Annotated in this window: 16 protein-coding genes, 1 pseudogene and 1 riboswitch; of the genes and pseudogenes, 8 read left to right on the forward strand and 9 right to left on the reverse strand. The window is 65.8% G+C overall.

Annotated elements, in window-relative coordinates:
• Positions 1 to 293: 293 nt before the first annotated feature.
• Positions 294 to 1,363: pseudogene (locus I7X43_RS04920) on the reverse strand (IS3 family transposase); the annotation flags it as partial.
• A 166-nt stretch (positions 1,364 to 1,529) separates the two neighbouring features.
• Positions 1,530 to 3,398: a glutamine--fructose-6-phosphate transaminase (isomerizing) gene (glmS, locus tag I7X43_RS04925; protein ID WP_198099816.1), complete on the reverse strand. Its 1,869-nt coding sequence runs from the start codon at positions 3,396 to 3,398 to the stop codon at positions 1,530 to 1,532.
• 160 nt (positions 3,399 to 3,558) lie between these two features.
• Here glmS and I7X43_RS04930 point away from each other — a divergent pair, with 160 nt between their 5' ends.
• On the forward strand, positions 3,559 to 4,029 hold the full coding sequence (locus I7X43_RS04930) for an Lrp/AsnC family transcriptional regulator (protein ID WP_198099817.1): 471 nt from the start codon (positions 3,559 to 3,561) through the stop codon (positions 4,027 to 4,029).
• Here I7X43_RS04930 and I7X43_RS04935 read toward each other — a convergent pair.
• From I7X43_RS04935 to I7X43_RS04960, 6 genes are read right to left on the reverse strand one after another with little or no spacing between them, the layout of a single operon-like run.
• Positions 4,026 to 5,207, reverse strand: coding sequence for a class I SAM-dependent rRNA methyltransferase (locus I7X43_RS04935; RefSeq protein WP_198099818.1), 1,182 nt, complete (start codon positions 5,205 to 5,207; stop codon positions 4,026 to 4,028). The genes I7X43_RS04930 and I7X43_RS04935 overlap by 4 nt on opposite strands.
• A gap of 29 nt (positions 5,208 to 5,236) precedes the next feature.
• A complete protein-coding gene (locus tag I7X43_RS04940) occupies positions 5,237 to 6,145 on the reverse strand; it encodes a tyrosine recombinase XerC (protein ID WP_198099819.1) in 909 nt (302 codons plus the stop codon).
• Between the two features lie 7 nt (positions 6,146 to 6,152).
• On the reverse strand, positions 6,153 to 6,827 hold the full coding sequence (locus I7X43_RS04945) for a DUF484 family protein (protein WP_198099820.1): 675 nt from the start codon (positions 6,825 to 6,827) through the stop codon (positions 6,153 to 6,155).
• Positions 6,824 to 7,675, reverse strand: a complete 852-nt coding sequence (dapF, locus tag I7X43_RS04950) for a diaminopimelate epimerase (protein ID WP_198099821.1) — start codon at positions 7,673 to 7,675, stop codon at positions 6,824 to 6,826. Before dapF ends, I7X43_RS04945 begins: the two co-directional genes overlap by 4 nt.
• A 19-nt stretch (positions 7,676 to 7,694) precedes the next feature.
• Positions 7,695 to 8,582, reverse strand: coding sequence for an LpxL/LpxP family acyltransferase (locus I7X43_RS04955; RefSeq protein ID WP_246480203.1), 888 nt, complete (start codon positions 8,580 to 8,582; stop codon positions 7,695 to 7,697).
• On the reverse strand, positions 8,579 to 9,436 hold the full coding sequence (locus I7X43_RS04960; protein WP_198099822.1) for a lysophospholipid acyltransferase family protein: 858 nt from the start codon (positions 9,434 to 9,436) through the stop codon (positions 8,579 to 8,581). Before I7X43_RS04960 ends, I7X43_RS04955 begins: the two co-directional genes overlap by 4 nt.
• A gap of 153 nt (positions 9,437 to 9,589) precedes the next feature.
• Between I7X43_RS04960 and metK the strand changes: the two genes are divergently transcribed.
• Positions 9,590 to 10,771 carry a methionine adenosyltransferase gene (metK, locus tag I7X43_RS04965; RefSeq protein WP_198099823.1) on the forward strand — a complete coding sequence of 394 codons (1,182 nt, stop codon included), beginning with the start codon at positions 9,590 to 9,592 and terminating at the stop codon, positions 10,769 to 10,771.
• Between the two features lie 40 nt (positions 10,772 to 10,811).
• Here the strand turns inward: metK and I7X43_RS04970 are convergent, their stop codons facing one another.
• On the reverse strand, positions 10,812 to 11,741 hold the full coding sequence (locus tag I7X43_RS04970; protein WP_198099824.1) for an MBL fold metallo-hydrolase: 930 nt from the start codon (positions 11,739 to 11,741) through the stop codon (positions 10,812 to 10,814).
• Between the two features lie 114 nt (positions 11,742 to 11,855).
• Between I7X43_RS04970 and I7X43_RS04975 the strand changes: the two genes are divergently transcribed.
• From I7X43_RS04975 to I7X43_RS05000, 6 genes are all read left to right on the forward strand, one after another.
• Positions 11,856 to 12,935, forward strand: coding sequence for a DNA glycosylase AlkZ-like family protein (locus I7X43_RS04975; RefSeq protein ID WP_198099825.1), 1,080 nt, complete (start codon positions 11,856 to 11,858; stop codon positions 12,933 to 12,935).
• 13 nt (positions 12,936 to 12,948) lie between these two features.
• Positions 12,949 to 13,035: riboswitch (S-adenosyl-L-homocysteine riboswitch) on the forward strand.
• Between the two features lie 76 nt (positions 13,036 to 13,111).
• On the forward strand, positions 13,112 to 14,524 hold the full coding sequence (ahcY, locus tag I7X43_RS04980) for an adenosylhomocysteinase (RefSeq protein WP_198099826.1): 1,413 nt from the start codon (positions 13,112 to 13,114) through the stop codon (positions 14,522 to 14,524).
• A gap of 331 nt (positions 14,525 to 14,855) precedes the next feature.
• Positions 14,856 to 15,620, forward strand: a complete 765-nt coding sequence (locus tag I7X43_RS04985; protein WP_198099827.1) for a TlyA family RNA methyltransferase — start codon at positions 14,856 to 14,858, stop codon at positions 15,618 to 15,620.
• An 11-nt stretch (positions 15,621 to 15,631) separates the two neighbouring features.
• On the forward strand, positions 15,632 to 16,471 hold the full coding sequence (metF, locus tag I7X43_RS04990; protein ID WP_198099828.1) for a methylenetetrahydrofolate reductase [NAD(P)H]: 840 nt from the start codon (positions 15,632 to 15,634) through the stop codon (positions 16,469 to 16,471).
• On the forward strand, positions 16,468 to 17,730 hold the full coding sequence (locus tag I7X43_RS04995; RefSeq protein ID WP_198099829.1) for a GGDEF domain-containing protein: 1,263 nt from the start codon (positions 16,468 to 16,470) through the stop codon (positions 17,728 to 17,730). The genes metF and I7X43_RS04995 overlap by 4 nt, the downstream gene beginning before the upstream one ends.
• A 62-nt stretch (positions 17,731 to 17,792) precedes the next feature.
• A complete protein-coding gene (locus I7X43_RS05000; RefSeq protein WP_198099830.1) occupies positions 17,793 to 19,991 on the forward strand; it encodes a TonB-dependent receptor plug domain-containing protein in 2,199 nt (732 codons plus the stop codon).
• The last annotated feature ends 84 nt before the right edge of the window (positions 19,992 to 20,075 follow it).

Here is a 20,075-nt window from a genome sequence, read left to right on the forward strand (position 1 = left end):
TTCCCATCCCGAACAGGACCGTGAAACACCTCAGCGCCGATGATAGTGCGGATTGCCCGTGTGAAAGTAGGACATCGTCAGGCTAATATCCCCAAAAACCCCCTCCAGCTAGCCTGGTGGGGGTTTTTGCTTTGTGCCTTTCTAATGGCGGTTTGAATGCCGCGGAACCCAGGTCGACGTGTATGACCTGCCCCCATCCGCCATACCAGTCATTCGGAGAGAGTCCGGGGTTGAAGGGTAACTTCGTTGGGGGTTGGGTTTTGATCTGTGCCAGCTTGCTGGCGATGCAGGCGCGCGAAGCGCCTCGGTGGCATGCGGCCAATGCTCGAATGGGGTCGCACCTCGTTGTAGTCCTGGACCCAGGCCCGGATCACTTCGCGTGCCTGAGGCAGGGTCTCGAACCAGTGCTCGTTCAGACACTCGTCCCGGAACTTGCCATTGAAGCTCTCGATGTATCCGTTCTGCATGGGCCGGCCTGGTTGAATCAGAATGTGCTGGATCTTGTGGCGCTCGCACCAGCCCAAGAACGCGCGGCTGGTGAACTCCGGTCCGTTGTCGGTGCGGACCGCCTTGGGATAGCCGCGGAACTGGGCGGCCTCGTCCAAGAGCCTGGTCACGTACTGCCCGCCAATGCCAAAGTCCACGGCCATCTGCACGCACTCGTGACTGAAGTCGTCGGCCACGGCTAGGCACTTGATGCGCCTTGCGTTGCACAGGCTGTCGGAGACGAAGTCCATGCTCCAGACGGCGTTGATCTTGTTGGTCGCCATCAGCGGCGTGCGCTGGCCCAACGGGCGCTTGGCCTTCTTGCGCTTGCGAACCGCCAGGTCGGCTGCCTTGTAGAGGCGGTAAACGCGCTTGTGGTTGACGCCAGGAAAGTCGGCGCGCAGCACGTCATGCACGCGCCGGTAGCCAAAGCGCCTTCGCTCCAACGCGATGGCCTTGATCTTCTGGCTCAGCATCTGGTTCTCCGCGCTCGCTTCGGGCGGGTTGCGATAGGCATCTCGGCTCAGCCCCACAAGACGGCAGGCGCGGCGTTCGCTCAACTGGTGCTCCTGCACCATGCGACGCGCCGCGTCCCTGCGCATCTGTGGGGCTAGCGCTTTACCCCGAAGACGCCCTTGAGCGCGCTGATGTCCAGCATGGCCTCTGCCAGCAGCTTTTTAAGCTTGGCGTTCTCGCCTTCCAGCTCACGCAGGCGCACGGCCTCGCTGACCTGCAGGCCGCCGTACTTGGCGCGCCACTTGTAGAAGGTGGGCTGGCTGAAGCCTTCCTTGCGGCAAAGCTCGGCCACGGGTTCACCGGCGGTGGCGCGGTTCAAAAAACCAATGATCTGCTGTTCGCTGTACTTGCTGGTTCTCATGTCCGTCATTCTCCAGATGGGACGGACTTCTCTCGTTCAGGTTGGTACGGCTGGGAGGGGGCAGGTCATGTAGGGTTTCCATAGAAAGAGGGCGCGACATGTCGGCACTCCCTTTCCAATCGCGTCCAAGCTCCGCTGAGGCCCAACCCGCCGCAGACGGTCACCGTCATTCGACCGTGACCGACTTCGCCAGGTTGCGGGGCTTGTCCACATCCGTGCCCCGTGCGCAGGCCGTGTGATATGCCAGCAATTGCAGCGGGATCACGTGGAGGATGGGGCTAAGGGCGCCGTAGTGTTCGGGCATGCGGATGACGTGCACGCCTTCGCTGCTCTCGATGCGGCTGTCGGCGTCGGCGAACACGAAAAGTTGGCCACCGCGGGCGCGCACTTCCTGCATGTTGCTCTTGAGTTTTTCCAGGAGGGCGTCGTTGGGGGCGACGGTGACCACCGGCATCTCGGCCGTGACCAAGGCCAGCGGGCCGTGTTTCAGTTCGCCGGCGGGGTAGGCCTCGGCGTGGATGTAGCTGATCTCTTTGAGCTTGAGCGCGCCCTCCAGGGCGATGGGGTAGTGCAGGCCGCGGCCCAGGAACAGGGCATTCTCTTTGCGCGCAAAGGCTTCGGACCAAGCCACGATTTGTGGCTCCAGGGCGAGCACGGCCTGCACCGCCAGCGGGAGGTGGCGCAGTTCCTTGAGGTAGCGGGTTTCGTCGGCGTCACTCAGGTGGCCGTTCTGTTTGGCCAGCACCAGCGTGAGCAAGAAGAGCCCGACCAACTGCGTGGTGAAGGCCTTGGTGGAGGCCACGCCCACCTCGGCGCCGGCGCGGGTCACAAACTGCAGCGCGCATTCGCGCACCATGGCGCTGGTGGCGACGTTGCAGACGGTCAGCGTGTGTTCCATGCCCAGGCTCCGCGCATGCTTGAGCGCAGCCAGGGTGTCTGCGGTCTCGCCGCTTTGGCTGATGGTGACGACCAGGGTGCGCGGGTCGGGCACGGAGTCGCGGTAGCGGTACTCGCTGGCAATCTCCACGCTGGTGGGGATCTTGGCAATGGATTCCAGCCAGTACTTGGCCGTGCTGCCGCTGTAGTAACTGGTGCCGCAGGCCAGAATGAGCACGCGGTCCACCGCCTTGAGGCGTGCGCCGGCGCCCGGGCCCAGTAGCTCGGGGCCTATGGTTTCGACGGCGTCCAGCGTGTCGGCGATGGCTTTGGGCTGCTCGAAGATTTCCTTCTGCATGTAGTGGCGGTAGGGGCCCAACTCGGCGGCTCCGCTGTGGGCGTGCACGGTCTTGACCTCGCGGCTCACCTGCTCGAAGCGGCCACTCTCACTGAGGTGGGTGATCCAGTGTTTGCCCAACTGCAGGTCGACCACATCGCCTTCGTCCAGGTAGCAGATTTGCTCGGTGATGCCGGCCAGGGCCATCGCATCTGAGGCCAGAAAGCGCTCCGGCGTGGCGGCGTCCTGCCCCACACCCAAGACCAGCGGGGATCCCTCGCGGGCGCCCACCACGCGTTCAGGCTCGTCGCGATGGAAGACGGCAATGGCATACGCCCCTTTGAGCCGCCCAACCGCTTGTTGCACCGCTTCGAGCAGATCGCCGGTGTAGAGCGAATCCACCAAGTGGCAAATCACTTCGGTGTCGGTTTGGCTGACAAATTGGTAGCCGCGCGCTTGCAACTCGGCGCGCAGTTCATCGTGGTTTTCGATGATGCCGTTGTGGACCACGGCCACGCGCCCGGCCGCATCTGCCGGCGCGTGGGCGCCTGGGCTGAAGTGCGGGTGGGCATTGCGGACGGCCGGCGCACCGTGGGTGGCCCAGCGCGTGTGGGCGATGCCGGTGCCGGAGGCAATGCCATCGCTGGCGGCCTGGGCTTGCAGTTCGGCCACCCGGCTGGTCGAGCGGGCGCGACGCAGTGCGCCGCCTTGGTGCACGGCCACGCCGCAGCTGTCGTAGCCACGGTACTCCAGCCGCTTGAGGCCCTCGATCAGGATGGGGGTGATGTTCCGGTTGCTGACCGCGCCGACGATGCCGCACATGATGAGTCGCCGCCCACGCGGCGCATGAAGTGTGAGGGCGCCATGCTAGGTGTGTCGGTTTGAAATGTGCTGTCTAAATTTGTCTCATCACGACAGAAAATTGCATGAACTAGACTCGCTGCAGATTTCATTCAAAATGACAGTAAAACTGAAAGAAAGAATGATCTTGAACGATGCCGACCGCCGCTTGCTGGACTTGGTGCAGACCGATGCCAGCCTGACCAACCAAAAGCTGGCCGAACGGGCTGGCCTGTCGCCCGCAACGGCCCTGCGGCGCATGAAGGCTTTGCGCGAGGCGGGCGTGATCGAGCGCGAGGTGGCGCTGCTGGCGCCCGCCCAGTTGGGCCCGGTGCTGACCGCGCTCGTCGAGGTCACGCTCGACCGCCAGGGCGCCGAGCACCTGGATGGCTTTGAGGCGCGCGCCGTGGCGTGCACCGAGGTGCAGCAGTGCTGGCGTGTTTCGCCAGGGCCGGACTTCCTCCTGGTCATCGCCACGCGCCACATGGAGGCCTACGCCGCGCTGGCGCAGCGTCTTTTCACGCAGGATGCCAACGTGCGCAACGTCAAGGCCTTCTTCGCCACCAAGCGCGCCAAATTCGAGCCGCGCCTGCCGCTGCCCGATCCGGCTTAACGGCGCATTACCAGCAAGCCCTTGAGGTACTCGCCCTCGGGGAAGCACAGGGTCTGCGGGTGGTCCGCGGCGGCGCCGACGCGGTCCACGATGTAGGCGTCTACAAAGGCGTCCATGCCTGCACCGGCCACGATCTTGTGGAAAAGCTCGGGGCCCACGCCGCCGGAGCAGCTGTAGGTGCACAAGAGGCCGCCCGGCTTGAGCAGCTTGAGCCCCAGGCGGTTGATGTCTTTGTAGGCGCGGCTGGCGCGGTCGGCGTGCGCGGCCGAGGGGGCAAACTTGGGTGGGTCGAGCACGATCGCGTCGAACTGCCGGCCCTCCTTCAGGAAGCCGCGCAGCGTGGCGTTGACGTCGGCGTCCAGGGCGCGGTGGTGGTCCGGGTTGAAACCATTGAGCTCCACGTGGCGCGTGGCCCGCGCCAGGGCGGGGCCGGACGAATCCACGCTGGTCACGTCGGTGGCGCCGCCTGCCAATGCGGCGATGGAGAAGCCGCCCGTGTAGCTGTAGCAGTTCAGCACCGACTGCGCGCCCAGGCGGCGCACCCACTGGGCGAACTCGCGCCGGTTGTCGCGCTGATCCAGGTAGTAGCCGGTCTTGTGGCCTTCGGCCACGTCCAGGCTGAGCTTCCAGCTCGACTCGGTGAGGATGACCTCGGTGTTGCCCTCGCCGCGCACCCAGCCCTTGACGGGGGTGAGGCCTTCGAGCTGGCGCACGCCCGAGTCGCTGCGCTCATAGAGGCGCGTGAGGCCGGTGGCGGCGAGCAGGGCATCGGCGATCACGCCCTTCCACTTCTCGGTGCCGGCGGCCAAAAACTGCGCGACCAGCAGGTCGTCGTAGCGGTCGACGATGAGCCCGGGCAGGCCGTCGGCCTCGCCGTGGATCAGGCGCACGCCATTGCTGTCGACCGCGAGGCGCTCGCGGTAGGCGAGGGCGGCGGCAATGCGACGCGCAAAAAAGGCTTCGTCGACGCGCTCGGTTTCATCCCAGCTCCAGGCCCGCACCTTGATGGACGAGCTCGGGCTGTAAGCCGCCCAGCAGAGGAAGTCGCCACCGGCGGATTCCACGCGCACCGTTTCGCCGAAATCGGCCTTGCCCTTGGCGATCGAGCCCTCGAAGACCCAAGGGTGGCGGCGCAAGAGCGAGCGCTCTTTGCCCTCGCGGAGTTTGATGACTTTCATGCCGCCATTGTCGCGGCAAGGCTTGCGGCTTACTTCTTGGCCCGCGGATGGGCGGCGTCGTAGACCTGGGCCAAGTGCTGCCAGTCCAGCCGTGTGTAGACCTGGGTGGTGCGGATGTTGGCGTGCCCCAGCAGCTCTTGCACGGCGCGCAGGTCGCCACTGCTTTGCAGCAGGTGGCTGGCATAGCTGTGGCGCAGCATGTGGGGGTGCACATGGGTGGGCAGGCCGGCCTGCTGCGCGGCCTGGGCCAGGCGAGCGCGGGCTTGGCTGGCTGAGAGCCGGCGGCCCCGTTCCCCCAGCAAGAGGGCCGGCTCTTCCGGCTGGGCCCACTGAGCGCGGGCGGCCAGCCAGGCGGTCAGGGCGGCGAGGGCGGCCTGGCCCAGGGGCACGCTGCGCGCCTTGCCGCCCTTGCCCAACACGTGGGCCTCGCCGGCTTCGCGGTCGATCCAGCCCGCGCCGCCGGGGCGAAGGTCAAGGCCCAGGGCTTCGGAGATCCGCAGCCCGGCGCCGTAGAGCAACTCGATCAGGCAGCGGTCGCGCAAAGCGGCGGGGTCGTCACCCGAGGCCGGCTGCTCGGCCAGCGCGACGGCGTCGTCCACGGCCAAGGCTTTGGGCAAGGGGCGGGCCGCTTTGGGCGGGCGCAGGCCGAGGAGCGGGTCGTGCTCCATCAGGCGCTGGTGGGCCAGCCATTTGAAGAAGCCGCGCCAAGCCGAGAGCGTCAGCGCCAGGCTGCGCGGCCCCAGGCCGCCGGCGTGCAGCTCAGCCACCGCCTGCCGGGCGCCGGTGGGCCGCAGGGCCAGTGGCGTCAGGCCTTGTGCTGCGCAGGCGGCCTGCAGCCGCTCCAGCGCGGCGGTGTAGAGCTGCAGGCTGCGCGCCGCCAGACGCCGCTCCACCTGCAGGTGCTGCAGGTAGGCGCCGGCGTGCTCGGGCAGCGGCATGGCCGGGTCAGTCGTTTGCGGGCACCAGGCGGGCCAGGGCGGCGCTGGCGACCTCACCCACGCGGATCAAGAACTCCGTGCCCTTTTCGGCGCTGTAGCGCGTCGCATCGGGCGAACCCAAGGCGAGCAGGCCAAAGGCCTCGCGCTGCCCCGCACGCCGCAGCGGGATCAGGGCCAGGGAGGCCACAGCCTGCCCCTCGCTCGCGAGCCACTGCGCGGGCTCGGTGCTGCCGCTGCCGGCTTCGTGCACGCCGCAGTAGGGCTCCAGCAAATCGGTCGCGAACTGGCGCACCTCGTCGCTGCAGCCGCCGTCGTGGAACAGGCGCAGGGCGGTGGCGGGAATGAGGAAGCGGTCGCGCAACTCGGCCTGCAGGCGTGCGGGCAGGTCGGTCGGGTCTTGCACCTGGATCAGCGCCAGCGTCCAGGCCTGCAGCTTCTCGAAATGGCCGAGGTTTTCGGTGCCGGCGCGGATCATTTCGATGATCTTGCGCTCCAGGCCTTTGATGCGCTCCCGCAGCATCTCGGCCTGCCGCTCCTGCAGGGACACCGTGCGGTGGCCCAGCGGGTGCGAGAGCTGGATGTGGTGCAGGAGCTCGGCGTGGCGCTCGAAAAACGAGGGGTTGGCGGCCAGGTAGTTGGCGATGTCGGCTTCGGTGATGCCGTCCAGGGGTGCTGCGCTCACAGTGAAATCGTTCCTTCAAAAACAAGGGTGGCGGGGCCGATGAGAAACACGGAGTCCGTGGCTTGACCGCTCCATTCGATGCGCAGGTCGCCGCCGCGGGCCTGCACCTCCACCGCGGGGTCCAGGAGACCGGCGCGGATGCCGGCGACCACCGCGGCGCAGGTGCCGGTGCCGCAGGCGAGGGTTTCGCCCGCGCCGCGCTCGTAGACGCGAATGCGCGCGCGGGCCCGGGTTTGAATCTGCAGGAAGCCCACGTTCACGCCCTGAGGGAAGCGCGGGTCGGCCTGCACTTGGGGGCCCAAAAGGGTCACGGGGGCGCTGTCCACGTCGTCCACGAACAGCACGGCATGCGGGTTGCCCATGGAGATCAGGGCGGCGTCCACGTGCACGCCATCGACCAGTTGCAACGGCCACAGGCCGCGAGGGTCGGGGCGCAGGCTGCCCGCTTCGAAGGGCAGGCTTTCCGGCACCAGGCGGGGTGGACCCATGTCCACGCGCACACGGCCGTCGGGCATCAGGGCCAGCTCCAGCACGGCATTCACGGTGCGCACTCGTACCACCGACTGGGCGGTGAGCCCGCGGCTTGTGACGTAACGCAGAAAGCAGCGGGCGCCATTGCCGCAGTGCTCCACCTCGTCACCGTCGTTGTTGAAGATGCGGTAGCGGAAGTCCACGTCATCCCCGGGAGCCGGGCGCTCCACCACCAGGATCTGGTCGCAGCCCACGCCGAATCGGCGGTCGCCCAAACGGCGCAATTGCTCGGGGCTGAGGTCAAATGGCGTGGTGGTGGCGTCCAGCACGACGAAGTCGTTGCCGGCGCCGTGCATCTTGGTGAACGGGAGTTGCATGGCCGGATTGTCGGCGCCCTCAGTACACGGGCGGCTCGCCCGCTGGGCGCGTCTTGAAACGCCGGTGCACCCACAGGTACTGCGCGGGCTGCTCCCGAATGCGCGCTTCCAGCCAAGTATTCAGGGTGCGGGCATCGGTCAGCGCGTCCCCCGAAGGGTAGGCACTCAGCGGCGGGGGGCAACTGATGCGGTAGCCACGGCCCTGGGGCAGCATGGTCACCACGAGCGGCAGCACCACCATGTTCAGGCTGGCGGCCATCTTGGCCGGGGCCAGCAGGGTGCTGGCCTGAACGCCGAAGAAGGGCACGAACTCGGAGTCCTTGAGCCCGAAATCCATGTCCGGCGCGTTGACGAAGCCATAGCCCTCGCGGATCTTCTTGAGCACCGGGCGAATGCCCTCGTGGCGGCTGACAAAGGCACTCTGTCCGAAGCGCCCCCGGCCCCGCATCAGTTGAGCGTCGAAAACGGCGTTGCGCTGATGCTGGTACACATCCACTGCCGGTTTGGTCTGCATCAACGTCAGGGCGGGGCCAACCCACTCCAGGCCGGCAAAGTGCGGCAGCAGCCACATCACCGGTCGGTCGCTGTGTGCGCCTTGGTGGATGTCACCCTCCACCTGAATCAGGCGCAGCAGTCGCTCCGGGGGGGCGAACCACAGCAGGCCGCGGTCCAGGATGGACTGGCCCATCCAACCAAAGTGCGCGCGCGCCAGGGCCTCGCGCTCGACCTCGGATTTTTCAGGGAAGCACAGGGCCAGGTTGCGCAGGGCGATGCGTTTGCGCGAGCGTGCCAAGCGCCACAGCAGGGCCCCGAGCCCCCGGCCCAGGGCGGCAAGTGCGGGCAGGGGCAGCCAGTGCAGCAACCACAGCAGCGCAATGGCCAGTCGCGCCCCCAGTCGGCCCATCATGACAAGTCCCCCAAGTCCAATGGACGGGGGCCTTTGTAGCGGTTGTAGCCCCACAGGTACTGCTGGGGCGCTTCGAGAATCAAACCTTCCATCGCGCGATTAATTTCGAGTGTGACGTGGTCCAGCGTGGCCTCCGGTGGCGGAGCCGGAAACTCCCGCACGTGGATGCAGAACCCGCGCCCCCAGGACAGTCGTTCGCCCCACAGCAGGGCGACCGGTGCTTTGGTTTGCAGCAGCAGCCGGGCTGCCAGCGTCATGGTGTAGGCCGGTCGACCAAAAAAGGGAGCCCAGAGCCCCAGGCCCTCGGGCGGTACCTGGTCGGGCAGAAGTCCGACGCACTGCCCGCCTTTGAGCGCGCGCAGCATGTGCCGCACACCGGCCAGGGTGGCCGGCGCGGCTTCTAGACCCGGTCGATTGCGGGATGCGGCCACCAGTTCACGCAGCCAGGGCTTTTTGGCGGGGCGAAAGAGCACGGTGATGGGATGCTGGGCGCCATAGCGTTGCGCAAAGGCCTGGGCGGTGATCTCGAAGCAGCCCATGTGAGGCGTCATCAGCAGCAGACCCTTGCCTTGCGCCAGCAGGGCATCCAGGCGCTCCACCCCTTCCCATTGGACCCAGCGGCCCAGGGGCGTGGCGACCGGGCGGAGCCACAGCCAGGGGATTTCGAACAGCATCTTGCCGGCTGCGGCGGCCGCTTGCCAGGCCTGCCAGCGCGACGCGCCGGCGGCGCGGGCGTGTTGCCACAGGCGACGCCCGTAGGAGCGCGACAGGCAAAAGGCCAACCACCCGGCCAGCGCGCCCAAACCGTGCAAAAGCCCCAAGGGCCAGCGGGACATCCAACGCAACAAGAACATGGAACGGTGCACAATCCCTGGGTCGCCGAGTTAAAAGGACAACTTGCGGGGCGACCGGGCCCGAAAGGGCTCCCACAAATGCCGCTAAAGCGTTCGCCGCGACTCCCTCGAATCCGGCAACGCCCGTTGCACTAGGACGAAAGGAGTTTAGAAGTGGCCAGCAGCGATTTCCTCTTCACCTCGGAATCGGTTTCCGAAGGACACCCCGACAAGGTGGCCGACCAAATCTCGGACGCCATTCTCGACGCGATCTACAAACAAGATCCACTGTCCCGCGTGGCGGCTGAAACCCTGTGCAACACCGGCCTGGTGGTGCTGGCCGGCGAAATCACAACGAATGCCCATGTGGATTACATCCAGGTGGCGCGCGACACCATCAAGCGCATCGGCTACGACAACACCGAGTACGGCATTGACTACAAGGGCTGTGCAGTGCTTGTGGCGTACGACAAGCAGAGCAATGACATTGCGCAGGGCGTGAACCACGCCAGCGACGATTACCTGAACACCGGGGCCGGTGACCAAGGGCTGATGTTTGGCTACGCTTGCGACGAGACGCCCGAGTTGATGCCCGCACCGATTTATTACGCGCACCGCTTGGTCGAGCGCCAGGCCCAGTTGCGCAAGGACGGCCGCTTGCCCTTCCTGCGCCCCGACGCCAAGAGCCAGGTGACCATGCGCTACGTCGACGGCAAGCCGCACAGCATCGACACCGTGGTGCTCTCCACCCAGCATGCCCCCGAGATGAGCTTGGGGGACAAGATGAAGCCTGAGTTCTACGAGGCCGTCATCGAGGAGATCATCAAGCCCGTGCTGCCCAAGGAATGGTTGCAGGACACCAAGTACCTGATCAACCCGACCGGCCGCTTCGTCATCGGGGGCCCGCAAGGGGACTGCGGCCTGACCGGGCGCAAGATCATTGTGGACACCTACGGTGGCGCCTGCCCGCACGGCGGTGGGGCCTTCTCGGGCAAGGACCCGACCAAGGTGGACCGGTCAGCGGCCTACGCCGCGCGCTATGTGGCCAAGAACGTGGTGGCCGCCGGTCTGGCGCGTCAGTGTCAGATCCAGGTGGCCTACGCCATCGGCGTGGCGCACCCTATGAACATCACGGTCTACACCGAGGGCACGGGCAAGATCGCCGACGACAAGATTGCCGAGTTGGTGAAGCAGCATTTCGACCTGCGTCCGCGCGGCATCATCGAGATGCTGGACCTGCGCCGTCCGATCTACGAGAAGACAGCAGCCTACGGTCACTTTGGTCGAGAAGAACCCGAGTTCAGCTGGGAGCGCACGGACAAAGCGGCGGCACTGCGTGCCGCAGCGGGGCTGTAAGGCCTGAACAAAAAAGCCCGCGAGTCGCGGGCTTTTTTCTTTACACATCCACGACCTCGTCGTCCTCGCGCCGGGCCAAGCCGCGCTGCAGGAACTCTTCCAAGATCACCTCGCTCCAGGCGGCTGGGCTGGCGCTGTCGGCGGGGGCCCAGCGCTCCCACAGCGACCGGATGGCGGGCACTCCGGCCGACCAGACCAGGGTGGCGGCCACCGGTTCTCGCCCCACCTCCATCAGGTGGAACTTCAAGAGGGCGCGCAGGGCGTGCCGTGCGTGGGCGGCGGGGTCTTGACGCCAGTGCGCCAGCTTGGCGCGCGCTTCTCGCAAGGCATGGGCCACGTCGGAAAAGGGCTGACCGTGTCCCGGGATCACCCAGCGAACCGGCAGGCGCTCAATGCGGTCCAGCGTGCGTTCGGCCGCTTCAAACCCATCGCGCCCCATCAACTCTGGAAACACCAGGGCCATGCCGTGTTCCCACAGCGAGTCGCTGCTGATCAAGATGCCGCGGCTGCGGTCAAAGAGCAATTGCCCTGCCTCGTCGTGGCCGGCCGCGTCCAGCGACTCCCACAACACGCCTCCGGCCTCAAAGCTGTCACCGTGGGCCAGGGCCCGGTGAACCTTGAAGCGCGGGCAGTATTGCCCCGCCAGGACGTGGTTCATCGCCGATTCGTCCCACTGGCGGGCCATGCGCGCTTCTTCGGCGCTGACCCAGGTCTCGGCGCCGAACTGGCGCTGCAAGCGGGCGTTGCCGCCGCAGTGGTCCGCGTGCAGATGGGTGTTGACGACCGCGTGCAGGGCTTCCTTTCCCAGCAGGGCTTGCAGCTCCTGCACCAAGGCCTGCGAGTGCAGGCCGTGCCCACTGTCGACCAGTACGGCACCGGGTTCGCCTTCCGCCGCGCGGATCAGCACTCGATTGGACGACAGCCAACCCCCCTCCAAAACCTGGAGGTTGTCTGTTGAAAAAATTTGCATGGCCCGCATTGTGGAGGCGGTGCCCCGAGCCGGGCGCGGTTGTCGGCCGCTATCCTGCCCCTCCTTTGAGGGGGCGCAAAACCCTGTGCCTTCGAAAACTTTCTTGGGAGGGTGATGGCCCAGCTCTCGCTTCGTGACCTGCGGCGCCATGCGGTGGCGCGCAGCCTTTTCGCCCCCACCACGCTGGTGGGGGCGGTGCAACGCCTGGGCGGTTTTGTGCAAGCCGATCCGCTGCGGGCCCCGGCTCGGGCTCAAGACTTGACCTTGCGGCATCGGGTCAAGGGGTATGCCGCGGGGGACTTGGAGCGCCGCTATCCCCAGTTGCCGCTGCAAGAGGATTTCTTCATCAACTACGGCTTTGTCACGCCGGAGCTGCGCGCCCTGATGCACCCGCGCACCGCGCGCCGAGTGTGGGACCCGGCGCGCTGGCGCCAAGCCGAAGCGGTGCTGGCCGAAGTCGCGCGCCTGGGCGAAGCCCATCCGGCGGACGTGGATGCCGCGTTGAACCACGGCACGGTGCAGAACTGGTTTGGGGGCAGCAGCCGGTTGTCGACCGAGTTGCTGGATGGCTTGCACTACCGCAGCCGATTGGACGTGGTGCGGCGCGACAGCGGCACCCGCTGCTATGCCCTGGGTCCGGTGTGGACGCCCGCTGCCGACCCGCAGGCCGCCATGGATGCGCTGGCCGACGCCCTGGTGCAGAAGTACGCCCCGTTGCCCGCCGCCAGCCTCTCCCAACTCATCAGCATGCTTTCGGCTGCTGCTCCGCAGTGGCGCGAGCGGCGCAGCACCACCCTGGCCCGGGCCAAGGCGCGGTTGGCGCACCGCCGTGTGGAGGGGGTGGACTGGTACTGGCCCGCGGGCGAGGACCCAAGCCAGGGTTGGCGCATCCCCACCAAGGTGCGCTTATTGGCGCCGTTCGACCCCGTGGTCTGGGACCGTCGCCGCTTTGAGCTGCTGTGGGGCTGGGCCTACCGATTCGAGGCCTACACCCCGGCGGCCAAGCGGGTTCGGGGGCATTACGCCCTGCCCTTGCTCTGGCGCGACCAGGTCATTGGCTGGGCCAACCTCAAGGTGGTGGCCGGGCGCCTGCAGCACGAGCTGGGTTTTGTGGAGCGCCGGCCGCAGGAGCCGGCCTTTGACGATGCGCTGGACGACGAATTGAGGGCCATGGCCGCGTTTCTCGGCCTTTAGAATCGTGGCTTCTGCTTTCGAGGAGCGTTGCAACCGGTTGCTGACCGGCCAGGCTCGAAGGCCAGGGTCGGACACCCTGCTGCAACGGCGCTCACCCGCTGAAACGACGTGGGTGAGTCTTGCCGGTTCATCCCTCGCTTCGGCGGCCCTTTGAATGATTCAACGAGGAGCCCGCCATGTCCCACCCCGATTACAAGATTGCCGACCTGTCGCTGGCCGACTGGGGTCGCAAGGAAATTGCCATCGCCGAAGGCGAAATGCCGGCGCTGATGGCGATCCGCAAGGAACTGGCCGCCACGCAGCCCCTCAAGGGCGCGCGCGTCACCGGCAGCCTGCACATGACCATCCAGACCGCCGTGCTGGTTGAGACGCTGCAGGCCCTCGGCGCCGAAGTGCGCTGGGCCTCGTGCAACATCTTCTCGACCCAAGACCACGCCGCTGCGGCGCTGGTCGCCAAGGGCACGCCGGTGTTCGCCTACAAGGGCGAGACGCTGGAAGACTACTGGGACTACACGCACCGCATCTTTGAATTCGGCGCCAAGAACGAGCCGGGCGAAGGTCCGAACATGATCCTGGACGACGGTGGCGACGCGACCCTGCTGCTGCATCTGGGCCAGAAAGCCGAGAAGGATCAGAGCGTGCTGGCCAACCCCGGCAGCGAAGAAGAGCGCATTCTCTTTGCCGCCATCAAGGCCAAGCTGGCCGTGGATGCCACCTGGTACACCCGCAAGAGCGCCGAGATCATCGGCGTGACCGAAGAGACGACGACCGGTGTGCACCGCTTGAACGAGATGTCGGCCAAGGGCACGCTGCTGTTCCGCGCCATCAACGTCAACGACTCGGTCACCAAGAGCAAGTTCGACAACCTCTACGGCTGCCGTGAATCGCTGGTGGACGGCATCAAGCGCGCCACCGACGTGATGGTGGCCGGCAAGATTGCCGTGGTGGCCGGCTATGGCGACGTGGGCAAGGGCAGCGCCCAGGCCTTGCGTGCGCTCTCGGCCCAGGTGTGGGTGACTGAAATCGACCCCATCTGCGCCCTGCAGGCCGCGATGGAAGGCTACCGCGTGGTGACGATGGACTGGGCGGCCGACAAGGCCGACATCTTCGTGACCGCCACCGGCAACAAGGACGTCATCACCCGCGCCCACATGCAGAAGATGAAGAACAACGCCATCGTCTGCAACATCGGCCACTTCGACAACGAAATCGACGTCGCTGGGCTGGAAGGCTGCCGCTGGGACGAGATCAAGCCCCAGGTGGATCACGTCGTGTTCCCGGATGGCAAGCGCATCATCATGCTGGCCAAGGGCCGCTTGGTGAACCTGGGCTGCGGCACCGGCCACCCGAGCTACGTGATGAGCTCCAGCTTCGCCAACCAGACCCTGGCCCAGGTGGAGCTGTACGCGCACAAGGACCGCTACGCCGTGGGCAAGGTCTATGTGCTGCCCAAGCACCTCGACGAGAAGGTGGCGCGCCTGCAGCTGACGACGCTGAATGCGGAGCTGACGACGCTCTCCGACGCCCAGGCCGCCTACATCGGCGTGGACAAGGCCGGTCCTTACAAGGCCGACACGTATAGGTATTGAGGTAGATAGGCGCCGCTCCTGTCGGCGCCTGATTTGTTCCTCAGGAAATCAATATGTTGCCGATGCCCCTAGAAGACGCAATGCGCCTGGCGAACGCGCATGCTGCTCAGGTACGCCTGGATCATTCTGACTACCGCATGAGTTGTGAGCTTGTCGGCAGGGTCGGGGGCGCTTGGTTGTTTTCCTATCGGACCGTTTGCCTCAGCAACGTCCCGCCCGAAGTCCAAGAATTGTTTGCGGGCGCAGCCGGATTTTTGCTGTCCGAGCGGGCGGCAGTGAGAGAACTCGCGGCTCCGGAGTTTTTTGCCCTTGAACGAGAAGCTACCAAGGCATGAACCTCACCGAACGCATCGATGTCCTGCTGGTCCAACGCGGCCTGGCGCCCAGTCGCTCGGCCGCGCAGCGGCTGATTGCGGCCGGGGCCGTGCGGTGGCTGGGGCCGCAGGGCTGGGCCGCGCCCAAGAAGGCCGGCGATGAATTGCCGCTGAAGTGCGAGCTCAAGATCGAGGACGACGCCGAGACCCGCTGGGTCTCTCGTGGCGGACTCAAGCTAGAGGGCGCGCTCGCGCACGCCGATCTGCGGCCCAGCGGCGTGGCCCTGGACCTGGGTCAGAGCACGGGCGGTTTCAGCGAGGTGCTGCTGGCGCGCGGCGCCGAGCGGGTGGTGGGCGTGGAGGTCGGCCACACGCAGTTGCACCCCCGTCTGCGCGGTGAGGCCCGCATCGCCACGCTCGAAGGCCTGAATGCCCGTGAGCTGAGCGTCGGGGACCTCGACGGCCACGGGCCCGATGAGGGCTTCGACTGGGTGGTGGGCGATCTGAGTTTCATCTCGCTCACCCTGGTGCTGCCCCAATTGCCGGCGCTGATGAAGCCCGGTGCACGCCTGCTGCTCTTGGTCAAACCGCAGTTTGAGTTGCAGCCGGGTGACATCGGCAAGGGCGGGCTGGTGAAAAGCGAAGCCAGCTACCCCAAGGTCGAGGCCAAACTGCGTGAGGCCGCCAGCGCCGTCGGCTTGCGCGTCGATGACTATTTCGACAGTCCCATTGCGGGCGGCGATGGCAACCGTGAGTTCTTTCTGCTCGCGACCCGTACTTAAGGAACGCGTTCATGCGCACCCCGGTCAGTTTCGAATTTTTCCCTCCAAACACCCCCGTTGGCCATGACAAGCTGCTGAACCAGGTCGTGCCAGCGCTGGCGGCGCTCCAGCCCGAGTACTTCAGCGTGACCTATGGCGCAGGCGGGGCGACCCGCGAAAAGACGCTGACCACGGTGAAAGCCATTGCGGCCACAGGCCATGAGGCCGCGCCGCACCTCTCCTGCATTGGGGCCACACGCGAATCCATTCGCGAAATCCTGGCCGAATACCGCAGCCAGGGCATCCGCCGCGTCGTGGCGCTGCGCGGCGACCTGCCCAGCGGCACGGCCGGGTTGGGCGAATTCCGCTACGCCGAAGAACTGGTGCGATTCATTCGCGACACCGAAGGCGCGGATTGGCAGATCGAAGTCGCCGCCTACCCGGAAACGCACCCGCAGTGCCGCTACGCCGCGAAGGATTTGCAGCATTTCGCCGGCAAGATGAAAGCGGGGGCCAGTGCAGCGATCACCCAGTTCTTCTTCAACCCCGAGGCGTACTTTCACTTCGTCGACGAGGCGCGAAAACTCGGGGTTGACCAACCCATCGTGCCCGGCATCATGCCCTTCCACAACTACCACCGCATTGCCCAATTTGCCCAGCGCGATGGTATTGACATCCCCCGCTGGGTGGCGCTGAAGATGGAGGGCTACCTGGACGACTCGGCCTCGATCCGTGCGTTCGGGCTGGATGTGGTGACGCGCTTGTGTGAACGCTTGATGGCCGGTGGTGTGCCGGCCCTGCATTTCTACACGCTGAACCAGAGCGAGTTGGTGCTCGAAATCGGTCGACGCTTGGGGCTGGCCCGCGCATGACCACTCTCGCGCTCCTGCTGGCCCTGGCGACCTCCCTGTTTGCGCTGTGCATGGGGGCTCTGGCCCTGCAACGGGCCCTGGGTTGGGGGCCGTTGATGCTGGTGATGGGGGCTCTGGAGGGTTTGAAGATCTTTGTGCTCACGCCGACGGTGATCGACTTTCCCGGTGTGGGGGCCATGCGATTGGGGTCGGTGCTCAGCTACATGAACGCGCTCACCGTGGTTCAGGTGGTTTATTTGCGCGGTGGCTTGGGCGCGGCGCGGCAATTGGTATGGACGCTGGCTGGTGTCTCAGCAGCTTTCGCGCTACTCGGACCACTGCTGACCAATTTGTTGAGCGCGCCGGAAATACGACAACCCCTCCACATTGACGTTGAGGTGCTCAATAGCAGTGCTCGTGTGGAAGCCATCGGCAATGGCTTGTTGATCATTGGACTTTCGGCGAGCGTGTTGCTGGTCAATGCGTTTCAGAGACTGAACTGGGGACGGTGGTTGAGTTTGTTCCTGACCCTGCTGATCGTGTCTGCGGTCGACAGTGTGCTCTTTATCGCGTTTGCGTTGGGTTCGGAGATTTTTACGTTCCACATGGTCCTGTCTGCGGTGCAGGGTAAGTCTCTAATGGCCGTTGCATTCGCGAGTCTGGCCTGGTTGAGCTTGGTGATCCTGAGGCGCGACCATGGTGAACCCAGGACGGTTTTGCCGGGGCGTGAGCTGCTGGCGTTCTTGTCCTTTCAGCGCCAGTTGGGACAGATTGAAGCCCAACTGCTGCGGGATCCGCTCACGGAGGTTTACAACAGGCGTTACCTGGAGCAAGTTGTGCCTGACCTCTTGCACTTGGATCAAATGCGGCAACTGCCAACCAGCTTGGTTTTGGTGCATGTGCGTAGCGTCGGTGTGGCGAACGAGACGTATGGACGGGCAGTCGGGGACAGGGTGCTGGCTCATGCAGCGCGATGTCTGGAGCTGGCCGTCCGGCGAAATGATGTGGTGATCCGAGATCATGGGGCGACCTTTGTGGTGGTTCTCCCTGGTACCTTGGGTGCGGATGCAATGCAGGCGGCCCAGCAGGTGCTTGAGCGCCTGAAAGCGCAGCCCATCGCGCTGGCTAAAGGTGCGCCTATTGAAGTTGACGCCTGCGCGGGCCTAGCCGTTGCCCCCGACGACGGTGACGATTTGGGTAGTCTCCTGGTAACGGCTCGCCAGCGCTTGGAGATGGCTCGCTCGGACGGTGCAGGGCAGGTGGTGGGCCTGCTTGGGTAAAGAAGCGCAAAGCCCGGCGCTGGCTTTTGGCAGGGCTTTGGGTGGCGGGAGACACTGACCGGATGCGACGCTTCCTCTTGACCTGTGGCCTGTGGGCTGCCACGGCGCTCCACGCGCAAACGCAAACGCAAACGCCGACGTCGAAAGATCCCGATCCCAAGTCCAAAGAGACGCCGGAGAAACTGGACAAGGTCGAAGTCAACAGCCGGGCCACCGACGAGAGCCGCCGCCGTGCCAGCACGGCCAGCAAGATCATCATCAGCCGCGACGATCTGCTGCGGTTTGGCGACGGCAATCTCACCGATTTGATGCGACGCCTGCCGGGTGTCACCCCGGGGGGGCGCCCAGGGCGCGGCGGTGAGATCCGCATGCGGGGCATGGGCGGCGGGTTCACGCAAATTCTGGTCGACGGCGAGCGCATGCCGCCCGGCTTCTCGCTGGACCAAATCCCACCCGATCAAGTGGAGCGGATCGAGATCCTGCGCGCGCCCACGGCGGAGACTGGGGCGCGCGCCGTGGCGGGCACCATCAATGTGATCCTGCGCGAGCCGCTGGCCCGCAATCTGCACGAAATGCGCGCCAGCGTGGGGGGCGACCACGGCGCGCCACAAGCGAACCTCAGTTGGACCCGCAATGACACGCTGGCCGGGGGGCTGAACACCTCGCTCACGGTGGTGGGGCAGTCCCAGCGACGCCCCGATCTGATCGACACGCGCCAACAAGGTCCGGGTTCGCTGCTCACCACGCAGCAGGGCCACAGTGAAGAGCGTCGCAACAGCCTGAACGCCAACGGCCGATTGCAGTGGCGGTTGGGCGAGGGCGAGCAGTTGATGCTGATGCCCTTTTGGGTGGTGGCGCAAACTCGAAACAGCAGCCAATGGGCTCAAACGGGGCTTTCGCGCTATGACGCGGTGCACAGCGAAGGGGATGGATCCTTCAACAGCCTGCGCGTGGCGGGCAACTATCAAAAGCGCTGGAGCGAAACGACGCGGTTTGATGGCCGGCTGAGCGGCGGTCAGACCCGGTTGACGTCCCACGGCCAGCGGTTCGAGACCTTGGCCGGTACCCCGGTGCGGATCCAGGACGATCAGTCGACCAACCGCGATCGGGTGCTGAACGGTACTTTTAAATTGACCCAGCAAACGGCGACCGAACACAACTGGGTGAGTGGCTTGGAGTTGGAGCGCAACCAGCGCGACAACGCTCGCACCACCTTGGAAAATGGTCAACCCAAGCCGGGACTGTCGGAGTTCGGTGACGAGCTCCGTGCGCGTACGCAGCGCTTGGCGCTCTACACCCAGGATGAATGGCAGGCCACATCACAGTGGAACTTGCATGCCGGGCTGCGGTGGGAAGGTATCGAGAGTCGAGGCGATGCCGGTGCGCTGGTCGGCGAGGTGCGCAATCGCTCGTCCGTGTGGTCTCCGCTGGTGCATGCCCTGTGGAAGCCCAACCCCCAGGCGCGCGACCAGCTTCGCATGAGCCTGACGCGTAGCTACCGGGGCGCGAACCTCAATGACCTGATCGCGCGCCCTTCCATCAACAACCAGTTCCCCAGCGGGGCCAACACCGAATTGACACCGGACCGGGCCGGCAACCCGGCGCTGAAGCCCGAGTTGGCCACCGGCCTGGAGCTGGGATGGGAGCACTACCTCAGCAAGGGCGGCATGCTGTCAGCCAACGTGTTTGCGCGCCAGATCCAGGGCTTGATCCGCTCCGTCATATCGCTGGAATCCGTGCCATGGGACGCCGCACCGCGCTATGTTGCGAGGCCGCGAAACCTGGGTGACGCCCGCACGGCAGGGTTGGAATTGGAGCTCAAAGCCCGGGTGGACGAACTGTGGGCGGTGGAGGCCCTGCCGCTGCAACTGCGCGCCAACGTCAGCCTCTTCACCTCCCAGGTGGAGGGCATCCCCGGCCCGCACAACCGGATCGATGCCCAGCCGCGTTTCAGCGCCAATGTGGGGGCCGATTACCGCATGGGTGCTTGGAGCTACGGCGCCAACTGGAGTTTGACCCCGGAGATCCTGATCCAGCAAACGGAGACCCTCACCAGCCGCACCAGCCGCCGCTCGGTGGTCGATGCCTATGTGCAGTGGGTGCAGAGTCGCGCGCTCACGTGGCGACTGGGCCTCTCCAATTTGGCACCGCTGGACAGTCTGAGTCAGACGGTGATTGAGAGTGGCGCGGGCCCGCTGGTGAGCACCGACCGCAAGCCCAGCTTCACCACCTGGAACCTGCGCGCTGAAATGCGGTTTTGAGCCCCCCAACTTTTGGCCATGGGCGGTGTCGGTTTTGGCAGGGGTGAGGCCCGTCGGCGCGCCTACGGCGCCAACCACAATGGC

The sequence above is a fragment of the Inhella gelatinilytica genome (assembly GCF_016093295.1).
Classification (GTDB): Bacteria; Pseudomonadota; Gammaproteobacteria; order Burkholderiales; family Burkholderiaceae_C; genus Inhella; species Inhella gelatinilytica.